General features: G+C 64.4%; 7 protein-coding genes and 1 pseudogene. 5 read left to right on the top strand and 3 right to left on the bottom strand.

The window, feature by feature from the left end; all coding sequences use genetic code 11:
* The first annotated feature begins 144 nt into the window (after positions 1-144).
* From MKL09_RS00095 to MKL09_RS00080, 4 genes are all read left to right on the top strand, one after another.
* On the top strand, positions 145-1,320 hold the full coding sequence (locus tag MKL09_RS00095) for an MSMEG_0565 family glycosyltransferase (RefSeq protein WP_244016831.1): 1,176 nt from the start codon (positions 145-147) through the stop codon (positions 1,318-1,320).
* Positions 1,313-1,594: an MSMEG_0570 family nitrogen starvation response protein gene (locus MKL09_RS00090; RefSeq protein ID WP_244016829.1), complete on the top strand. Its 282-nt coding sequence runs from the start codon at positions 1,313-1,315 to the stop codon at positions 1,592-1,594. The genes MKL09_RS00095 and MKL09_RS00090 overlap by 8 nt, the downstream gene beginning before the upstream one ends.
* A 39-nt stretch (positions 1,595-1,633) precedes the next feature.
* Positions 1,634-2,902: an MSMEG_0569 family flavin-dependent oxidoreductase gene (locus tag MKL09_RS00085; RefSeq protein WP_244016827.1), complete on the top strand. Its 1,269-nt coding sequence runs from the start codon at positions 1,634-1,636 to the stop codon at positions 2,900-2,902.
* 667 nt (positions 2,903-3,569) lie between these two features.
* Positions 3,570-4,541 (top strand): transporter, encoded by a 972-nt coding sequence (locus MKL09_RS00080; RefSeq protein WP_244016825.1) that lies wholly within the window; start codon positions 3,570-3,572, stop codon positions 4,539-4,541.
* 584 nt (positions 4,542-5,125) lie between these two features.
* On the opposite strand, the gene MKL09_RS00075 is transcribed toward MKL09_RS00080, so the two are convergent.
* A complete protein-coding gene (locus MKL09_RS00075) occupies positions 5,126-6,013 on the bottom strand; it encodes an NmrA/HSCARG family protein (protein WP_244016823.1) in 888 nt (295 codons plus the stop codon).
* A gap of 118 nt (positions 6,014-6,131) precedes the next feature.
* On the opposite strand from MKL09_RS00075, the gene MKL09_RS00070 reads away from it, so the two are divergent.
* Positions 6,132-7,031, top strand: coding sequence for a LysR family transcriptional regulator (locus MKL09_RS00070; RefSeq protein ID WP_244016821.1), 900 nt, complete (start codon positions 6,132-6,134; stop codon positions 7,029-7,031).
* A 502-nt stretch (positions 7,032-7,533) separates the two neighbouring features.
* Here the strand turns inward: MKL09_RS00070 and MKL09_RS00065 are convergent.
* Positions 7,534-8,091, bottom strand: coding sequence for a pilus assembly protein PilZ (locus MKL09_RS00065; protein WP_244016819.1), 558 nt, complete (start codon positions 8,089-8,091; stop codon positions 7,534-7,536).
* A 544-nt stretch (positions 8,092-8,635) separates the two neighbouring features.
* Positions 8,636-9,604, bottom strand: a pseudogene (locus MKL09_RS00060) (IS630 family transposase).
* Between the last annotated feature and the right edge of the window lie 260 nt (positions 9,605-9,864).

The raw sequence follows: 9,864 nt of genomic DNA, 5'->3' as shown, positions 1-9,864 counted from the left end.
GGACATCGCAGTCGCCACGGTGGGTAAGCTCGATGCAAGCCGGGTCGCCCGGGTGCGCGATGCCTCCGGCGGAGAGGCCGTGGTCTGGGACTTTACGGTCAGCCCGCTGATCGGCTGTGGCCAGGACGGCATGGATGCCGTCCGATGACGGCCCTGCGCATCGCCGTCCTGACCCACTCCACCAATCCACGAGGTGGCGTCGCGCATTGCCTCGCCCTGGCCGAGGCCCTGTGCGCGCTCGGCCATGAGACGGTGGTCCACGCGCCCGATCCGTCCGAGCGCGGCTTCTATCGCGCGGCCGCTTGCCCGACGGTCTCGGTGGCCGCAAAGCCGGTGGCCGGTACGACGGTCGACCTCGTGCGGGCTCGCATCGGCGATTACCTGCGCCACTTCGCGTCGCCCGCCGCCTGTGACTTCGACGTCTTTCACGCCCATTGCGGCATCGGCGGCAATGCGCTCGCGATCCTCAAGCACCGCCGCCTGATCCCCGGCTTCGTGCGCACGGTCCACCACGTCGATAGCTTCTCCGACCCGGCGCTCGCGGACTGGCAGGACCGCTCCATTCGTGAGGCCACGCACCTGCTCTGTGTCAGCCGCACCTGGGCCGACCGGATCGCGAACGATCGCGGTACGGAGATCGGCGTCGTCGGGAACGGCGTGGACCTGGCGACCTATCAAGCGGCGCCGGCCGAAGCCGACGCGATCGTGAAGGAGCGCTGGGGCATCGGTGTCGGGCCGGTTGTCCTGAGCGTCGGCGGCTTCGAGGCGCGTAAGAACACGGCCGGGATCATCGAGGCTTTCGCGCTCCTGCGTCGTCGCCACCGTCAAGCGCAGCTCGTGGTCGTCGGCGGCGCATCGCTCCTCGACCACGCAGCCTACGGCGCCCGCTGCCGCGCCGCTCTGTGCGCACATGGGCTTGTGGTCGGGCGCGGCGAGGCGGTGATCGAGACCGGACCTGTCTCGCAGGAGGAGATGCCGGCCTTCTATCGCAGAGCGGACGTTCTCGCCTTTCCGTCCTGGACGGAGGGCTTCGGGCTCTGCGTGCTGGAGGCGATGGCCTGCGGCACCCCGGCGATCGTCTCTCGCCTGCCGCCCTTCACCGAGTACCTCCGGAGCGACGACGCCCTCTTCGTCGATCCTGGCGATCCCCGGGACATCGCCGACGCCATGACGGCCGCCCTGGCACCGATGACGCGCGCGAGGCTGCGCGCGGCCGGTTCGACCCGGGCCGCCGCGCATTCCTGGCGCGCCTGCGCCGAGCGTCACCTCGATACCTACGCGGCCTGCGCCCGCGTCGAACGGGAGCCGATCCATGCCTGAGATGCACTTCCACATCCGCTGGCCCGATGGCCGGCGCGAGGCCTGCTACTCGCCCTCCCTCGTCGTGAAGGATTTTCTCACGGTCGGCGAAAGCTACGCCCTCGACGACTTCGTCGAGAAGACCCGCTCGGCCCTCACCATCGCGAGCGAGCGGGTGCGCGAGAAATACGGCTTCGCGTGCTCGTCGGCGACGGCCCAACTCGCCCGGATCGAGACCGCGGCGAAGCGGCAGGACCCCGGGGGCCTCGTCACGGTCGAGACCTTCGAGTCCTGAACCCGGCGCCTCCCTTCGGAACATCGCGGAGTTAAAGCCATGACGTCCACGCCTCGTCACGTCCCCGTCGCCATCGTCGGCGGTGGTCAAGCCGGTCTCTCCGTCAGCTATTACCTGAAGCAGCGTGGGATCGATCATCTCGTCTTCGAGAAGGCATCCGCGGCGCACACGTGGTCGAGCCAGCGCTGGGACACGTTCTGCTTGGTCACGCCGAATTGGCAGTGCGACCTGCCCGGCCATCCCTACGACGGGCCGGATCCGGACGGGTTCATGAAGAAGGACGAGATCGTCGCGTACCTGGAGGGTTTCGTGGCGAAGGTGAATCCGCCGATCCGCGAGGGTGTCGCGGTGACACGCGTCGCACGAGCCGAAGACAAGACCTTTTCGGTCCAGACCTCGGACGGCGACTATACGGCGAACGAAGTCGTGGTCGCCTCGGGCGGCTATCACACCCCGATCATCCCGCGCATGGCCGAGAAGCTGCCGGGGTCGGTCACGCAGATCCACTCGAACCAGTATCGAAACCCGATCCAAATGCCGGAGGGCGAGGTTCTGGTGGTCGGCTCAGGTCAGTCCGGCGCGCAGATCGCCGAGGATCTGCATCTCGCCGGCCGCGCGGTGCATCTCGCGGTGGGCGATGCACCGCGCTGCGCCCGGTTCTACCGCGGCCGCGACGTCGTCACTTGGCTCGCCGATATGGGCTACTATGAGATGACCGTCGACAACCATCCGCTGCGCGACGGCGTCCGCGACAACACCAACCACTACGTGACTGGCCGCGACGGTGGCCGGGACATCGACCTGCGCCGCTTCGCCAAGGAGGGCATGAAGCTCTACGGCGTGCTGGAAGATTATGACGACGGTGCTCTGCGCTTCCGCGACAACCTCAAGCGCTCACTCGACGGGGCCGACCGGACGTACAACGGCATCAACGCGGCCATCGACAGGTATGTCGCCGAAAATGACATCGACGCTCCGGTGCAGGCGCATTACACCCCCGTTTGGGAGCCGGTCGAGCCCATCACCCGTCTTGCTCTCGCGAGCTCCGGCATTACCGCGATCGTCTGGTGCATCGGCTTCACACCGGACTTCCGCTGGCTCGACGCGTCCGTTTTCAACGGCGCGGGGAACCCCAAGCACAAGCGCGGCGTGACGCAGGAGGACGGCGTCTACTTCATCGGTCTGCCCTGGTTGAATACCTGGGGCTCGGGCCGCTTCGGCGCGGTCGGCCGCGATGCCGAGTTCGTCGCGCAGACTATCCAGACGCGCCTCGGCGCCGAGCGGTTCGCCCTGAAGTTCGCCGTGTAGCGTGGGCGCCCCCGAGGCGGCGCGTGGGGCGTCCACTTGACCGACACCGATGGATGCGTCGGCCCATGTTTGAGCCGGCCTCTCCATCCCTTCCTCTCCGGAGCGGGTGGAACCAAGCCTCGAAACCTGCTGCCACGCTGCCCCTCACACGCGCTGAGGAGATAGCCTGTGAGTTCGCACATCAGGCGTGATGGGGTTGGTTCATCCCTGTCGAATGCTGCCAGCTACACATTGGGTATGCCGCATCTCTGCGCGAACGGTCTGCCGGAGACCTGGCTCTGGAAAAAGCTGAGACACCGCCATTGAGACTTGATCGCTCAGGCACTCGGTAGAGGAACGGCTGGGTTCCGACCAGTCGCCTTTGCTCGCGTCTCCGGGATGCCGAAGCCATACGACCGTGCGCCAGCGTATTTCCGACGTGGTCGCTGACAAGCGTGCTTTCGCCGCAACATGAGTGCATCCCCTCGTATCGATCGTGATTTTTACAGTAGACTCAAAGTCAAACAGTGGCACACTCATAGTAAACATGGAATGCGTATAAATTGACCGCGTTTCCATACAACCAAGAGCCTACGGTCTAACAAAACAACCTATCGATATCTGCGCCGGGGCATTTCGGCGATCGGGAGCGCTCGGCCTGCGTCCGGCGAAAAAAGGGGGATTGAGGATGCTGAACAGGATCACGGCAACGCTCGCAGGCGCTGCGGCCGTCGCGTTGAGCGCGACGGCCGCCTTCGCCCAGGCAACGACGATTCCGGGGGAGCAGGTTGGCCTCGCTGCCGGGGCGCCGCTGCCCGAGGGCCTCTACGCGGTGGACACCTTGATTTACCGCCGCACCGATCAGCCGTTCTCGCCCGACACCGCGATCAACGTCCCGTTCCTGCTCTGGTCAACCCCGCTGACCCCGCTCGGCGGCCGTATCGAAGCCCTCGTCGCTCAACCCACCGTGTTCGCTTTCACCCGCAACGGCGCCGGCCAGCGAAACAAGGATATCTCGATCAACGTCGGCACCCTCCTGGCCGGCATCTGGGCGTTCGACCTCGGCAACAATTTCGGTGTCCGTTTCCTGGGCGGCGTTCACGTGAACGACCTTGATGCCGGCCGCGGCTCGCTTGGGACCGGTTTGTCGGGTACGCCCGTGCTGCCGCAACTCTCCTCGAATACGTACAGGTTCGGTGTCGCCGGCAGCTATACCGGCGACGGTTGGAACATCACCGCCAATCTGACCGGCAACGTCTACGACACGCCCGGCCGCTTCGGTGGTCCCGTCGGTGCAGCGATCGGCCCAATCCGCCTCTCAGATGCAATCCTGCTGGATCTGACCGCCACGAAGAAGTTCGGCAACTTCGAGATCGGCCCGATCGCCTACGGCGTCTATAACTTCGACATCAGCCAGTTCAGCGCGGCGAACGGGAATCGCGGCCGCTTCGCAGTCGGTGGCCTCGTCGGCTATGACTTTAAGGCCTTCACCGTTCAAGCATACGTGGCACGCGACGTGGTCACCGGTGCCCAGTACACGAACGCGCTCGGTCGGACCCGAGACAATTACTCGACCGACGGCTTCGTCCGATTCGTCGTCCCGCTCTACACCCCGCCGGCGCCGGCTGCAGTGGTAGCCCCGCTGGTCCGCAAGGGCTGACGCCAAGCGCTCATCCACCACGATCCGCACGCGGCCGCGGTGCAAACGGAATCGAAGTAGAAATCCTTCCCAAGGTTCACGCTTCGATAGGGGCCGAGCGGCCCGGTCTCAACAGCTAAACCCGCTCGGCCCCGCTTGCACACGGGGATGGTGCAACGTTGCCGAAACGACCGCCGTAAGAGCGGCTGTGGCCCTGGACAGAGTAAGCTGGATTCATCGATTAGTTTGGGCCGCCAGCATTCGGGCAACCAATGTCTGCTTTGCTTGGAAATTTGTCCGATACCAGCCATTCCGATATCGGTTATGCGCCCATCCCGGTCATCCAAGAAGCTTGGACGCTCCTCCATAGCGGAGATCCTGCATCACGACTGCGACGTTGGGCCATTCGCATAAGGGCACGCTACGCAACCAAGTGCATCGTGACGTTCCGTGGCCGCCTTCGGCCCAGTGTGAGCCCTGGGAAGGTCCGCCTCCAGGCTGACGAGAGGCAGCGGCCTACGGCTGGACGCGGTCGGTCCGCTTCAGTGCTGGAAAGCGTCGAAGCGGACCTGTGATGCGAGCTATGGTCGATGGATCACCCTCAGCTACTCGCTGTCAGGCTTGATCCATTGCGTTGCGGTGGCCTCCGCGAAAGAGCGATAGGAACGCGGGGCGTGACCGAGCAGAGCGCCGAGGCGTGAAAGCTCCTCGGTCGTTGCGACGGCACCGTCCGCCTGATAGCGGCCGATCATCAGGCGCAGGTCCAGCGCATGCCACGCTGGCATCGTCGCCTTGAGCCGCTGCTCCATGGCCACGAGGTCATCGCCGCCGTACCGTACCGTGCGGTCGAGCGCTTCACTCCAGATCGTCGCGATGCCCTCGCCCGTCAGGGCATCCGGCCCGGCGAGGGTGTAGATCTCGCGGCCGAGCGACGATGCGCTCTGCTCCCGGCGCGCCAACTCAAGGGCCGCCGCCTCTCCGATGTCGCGGATGTCGACCATCGAGACACCCTTCGAACCGATCGGCATCCCGTAGACGCCGAATTTCAGGAGCGGGTCCTTCAGGCGGATGTCGTTCTGGATGAAGTAGGCCGGTCGCAGGATCGTGGCGGGCAGATCCAACGCCTCGATCATGCGCTCGACCGTGTACTTTCCGGCGAAGTGGGGCACGTCGGCATAGGCCTCGCCCTTCAGCACGGAGAGATAGACGATACCCTTGACCCCCGCCTCGCGGGCGGCGGTCAGCGTCAGCATCGCCTGCGTCAGCTCCTCGGCGACGTTGGGGACCAGCAGGAACAGAGTGCTCACGCCGTCCAGCGCCGTGCGTACGGAGTCCAGGTCGGCCAGATCGCCCCGGACCGGCGTCACGCCGGTCGGCAGCTTGGCCGCCTCCGGCGAGCGTGTGAGGGCCCGGACGTCGAGCCCGCGGCCCTGCAGGGAGCCGAGGACCTGCGCGCCGATGGTGCCGGTGCTGCCGGTGACGAGAATACTCATGGTGATGTCTCCGTCCGATTGTGCGGAACTGTCTCCGCCTTGCAGACAAATTAGCCGTTCCGTTTTGTGTAGGCAGATGACAAACTTGGAACGCCTCGTCTCAAAATCGGAACACGCCATGGATCTGCAGGCGCTCGCCGACTTCAATCTCGTGGCGGCTCACGGCGGGTTCGGACGGGCTAGCCGCACCTCCGGACGGCCGAAGGCCACGCTCTCGCGCCGGGTGGCGGAGCTCGAGCGGAGTCTCGGCGTTCGGCTGATCGAGCGCGGGTCGCATATCCTGCGGCTGACTGACGAGGGACGCACGCTCCACGCGCGCACGGACGGCCCGCTCTCCGAGATTGCGGACGCGGGCGAAGCGGTGGTGCTCGGCGCCTCAGTCCCCCGGGGCCGCCTCCGGATCAGTGCGCCGGTCGTCATTGCGCATGTGGCGTTGAGCCGGATCGGCGCGCGCTTCGCGCTGGCCTACCCGGATGTCCAGCTCGAGATCGTGGCCCAGGACCGGCGCGTAGATCCCGTGGAGGACGACTTTGATCTGGTCATCCGCATTGATCCGCGGCCGGACGATCGCTTGGTCGGTCGCCGGTTCCTAACGGACGAACGCTTGGTCGTCGCGCATCCCGATGTGCCGCTGCCCGCGCCCGTGGCGGATGACGAGGCCGCTCCGTCCGTGAAAGCGGTCCTGATGTCCGCGAGCGCGCCGAATGCGACCTGGACGCTGCGAACCGGTCGAGGGCCTGACCTCGTTCTCGAACCCGAGCCCGTGCTGCGTTTGTCATCGCTGCTGATGGTGCACGACGCCGTCCTCGCGGGTGCGGGGGCGGGTTTGCTGCCGAAACTGCTGGTCGCCGACGACCTTGCGGCCGGTCGGCTCGCCCTCTGGGGGGTCCAAGCGGGACCCGTCGTGGAGATCTGGGCCCTGCAAAGCTCCCGCCGGCTCGTCGGTGCGAAGGTCCGCGCCTTTCTCGACGTCGTCGAGACGGCATTTCCGGAACGGGTCTTCGTGCCGCCGATGTGACGGAACGGAGCTTCTGAACTCGCCCTATCGTTTCCGTGGACGTGATCCGTCGCGACAGACCACAGTCGTTTTCAAGCCGCGCCAGCATCTGCGGTATAGGCCGAACGTTCGGTTTCGGGATGATCCAATCGGTGATCGTACGGCCGAGTTGGGTCGAGGCTGTGTCAGAACCCGAATGTGATCGGCCGCCGCAGCAAATTCTTCCCCAAATGAGTGTGACACCAGCCTAGCGAACCTTGTGTCACTCCCCGACGGCCGATCTGGGGATCGCTCACGATCAATGCGGGGTGTTTTCTTCTACGAGCTCGCAATTTCCTCGAGTTTTGACACAGCCTCGGTCGGAGACGGAACGTCTGCTTCCGGATGCAGCGCCGCGGTCGGGTTGCGAGCTTCATCGTTACGATCTCGGCCTTCGCGCCACCCGCAAGGCGTGGGTCGTGACGTAGGCGCGCGCCTGAGGCGCAGGCAGGGGCTCGCTGAAGTAGAACCCCTGAACCTCGGCTCATAGCCGCACGCGTTCGTCGAAGTCGTGGGCGGCGAAAGGTTCGACGAATTGGACCGCGATACCGGTGTCGATCAGTCGAACAACCGTGGCGAAGCGCTTACCGACGCGTACTCGGGCGCCGACAAAGGGGATCTCCGACCCGTTCAGACCGATCGCGGCCCCCGACATCGAGAAGTTGAGGATCGTGCCGGTCAGAATGATGCGCTCGCCAAGCCGCACCTCAACGGCGCGATCGAGCGGGACGATACGCGGGGCACGACTTAGTTCCGCACTACGCGCCGCGCTGTTGAACTGCCACTTCAACTGTGCAGCGAAGCGTTCCCGGCGTCTTTCCTTGAGCGAGAAGTTCATGACGAACCCTTCGCTCGTCAGTCCGGCGATCTTGCCCGGCAGAATGCCGAGATCGTCTATGTAGCAGACCACGACCTGTCCGATTTCAGCCCTCACTCTCGCGACGACTTCAGTCGATCGCACACTGATGTTTCGAACCTTGCAGGCGAATTCTTCTCCTGTCGCCAGCATGGCCCGACCATTGAGCGTGATTTCAGGTTGCATGGGTTGCGCATGGCCTGATTGTGTCCGATCAATTGGTACTAAGAGCCCGCTCAGCATTCGGGCCACTCCATTTGCTGGCGGCTATAGATATAATCTGCCGCTCATTCCGGAACAAAACAGTCTACTTAGTTGCTTGATATCTGTATATACGAAGTATGCTACGGGCCAAGCGTGCCGAAATCGACTTAAAATAAGATGAATCACTTCAAAAATTCAATTGGCAGCTTGGTATAAGCGAGTATCCGCGACAAAATGCCGTGATATATATCAGATCACTCATTCTGGTAATTCTGTACCAGACTAGCACTAACTTGTGTTACAAATTCGACTGTAATACAAAATAATCAAGCTTGAAAGCTTATGATAAGCTACTAATCTTATTTTAGGTCGGCGGAATAACTCAACTCAAAAATTCAGCCTCAGTATATGCGCAACCCATCGCTGTAGAATGGATCGGAAAAAAGTAGATCTACGCTCGAACCCTTGGATGATTGCCATGACCAGCGGTCAGGCTGCGGTCCCCGCTGGCTAGAGCTATTACCGTTTAGGTTGGGTCATAGGCGTCGTATCCGGCGGCGGTGATGTAGTTACGGCATTCAGCTGGGGTGAAGGCTGCGAAGGCCCGGGCGATGGCCGCCCAAAGGTCCGGGACGGTTCGGGCCGCGGCAGTGCGCAGCAGCGCCTTGAGCTTTGAGAAGGCCTCCTCATCCTGAGCCTGTCGAAGGATCGATCGGGTTGAAGTCGGGCGAGTAGGCCGGGAGGTAGAGGAGCCGCACGCCGGCCGCCTCGATGGCTTCGCGCACGCCGACGACTTTGTGGGATTGCAGGTTGTCGAGGATGACGGTGTCGCCCGGCTTCAGCACCGGGACCAGGGTGTCGGTGACGTAGGTGCGGAAGCGCGCGCCGTTGGTGGCCCCGTCGAACAGGGTGGTGGCGACCAAGCCGCTGGTGCGCAGGGCGGCGGTGACGGTGGTGGTCTTGTAGTGGCCCTTGGGCACGAGGAGCCTGCAACGTTCGCCGCGTGGAGCCCGGCCGTGGGTGCGGGCCATGTTCGTGGCGGTCGCCGTCTCGTCGATGAAGACGACGGCATCGGGGTCGAGGTCGAGTTGGCTCTCGAACCACGCCTCCCGTGTAGCTCTCACGTCCGGACGCTCCTGCTCGGCCGCGTAGACCGCCCCTTTTTACGGGTGACCCGATGCCGGGCGAAGAACCGCCACAACCCGCTGACGCTCGTGCGGACACCCTGCTCGGCCAGGCTGTCGCGCAACTCTCGCAGGAAGGCCTGTGGCCGCTCCCGGTTGATCCGAAGGATCCGCTCGGCGTGCGCTTCGATGGCCGGTGCAGGCCGCTCGCCACACGAGGGCCGGGGTGCGATCACGCCCTCCGCCTGGAAGCGTTCGTGCCAGCGGATCGCGCTCGACGGGCCGACCCCGAAGCGCTTGGCCGCCTGTCGGCGCGAGGCTCCCGCCTCGATCACGCGTTCTCGCAGATCCACCGATAGCGCTGACGGCATCCCGAGCTCCTCGGAAAGCCTGACATCGAATCAGATCCGCAGACTGCCCGCTACCCCCAACGATTCAACCCAGCCGGATACGGCTCTAGCCGGTCACGTCAGCTTGAGGCTCCCCCGGTGCTTCCGAAGGCTACGCCGCCCGGGCGGTGACCTTCTCGAAGGTGCCCGTCGCGACCTGCTCTTCGAGCTCCGCCTTGAAGTCCGCGATCCCCAGGACCTGGACGGGATTGCCCGCATCGTCGAGGAACTCGTAGAGCGCG

Source organism: Methylobacterium sp. J-048, assembly GCF_022829515.1.
Classification (GTDB): Bacteria; Pseudomonadota; Alphaproteobacteria; order Rhizobiales; family Beijerinckiaceae; genus Methylobacterium.
Note: the sequence above shows the minus strand (reverse complement) of the source record. Positions and strands in the feature narration are given on the sequence as shown.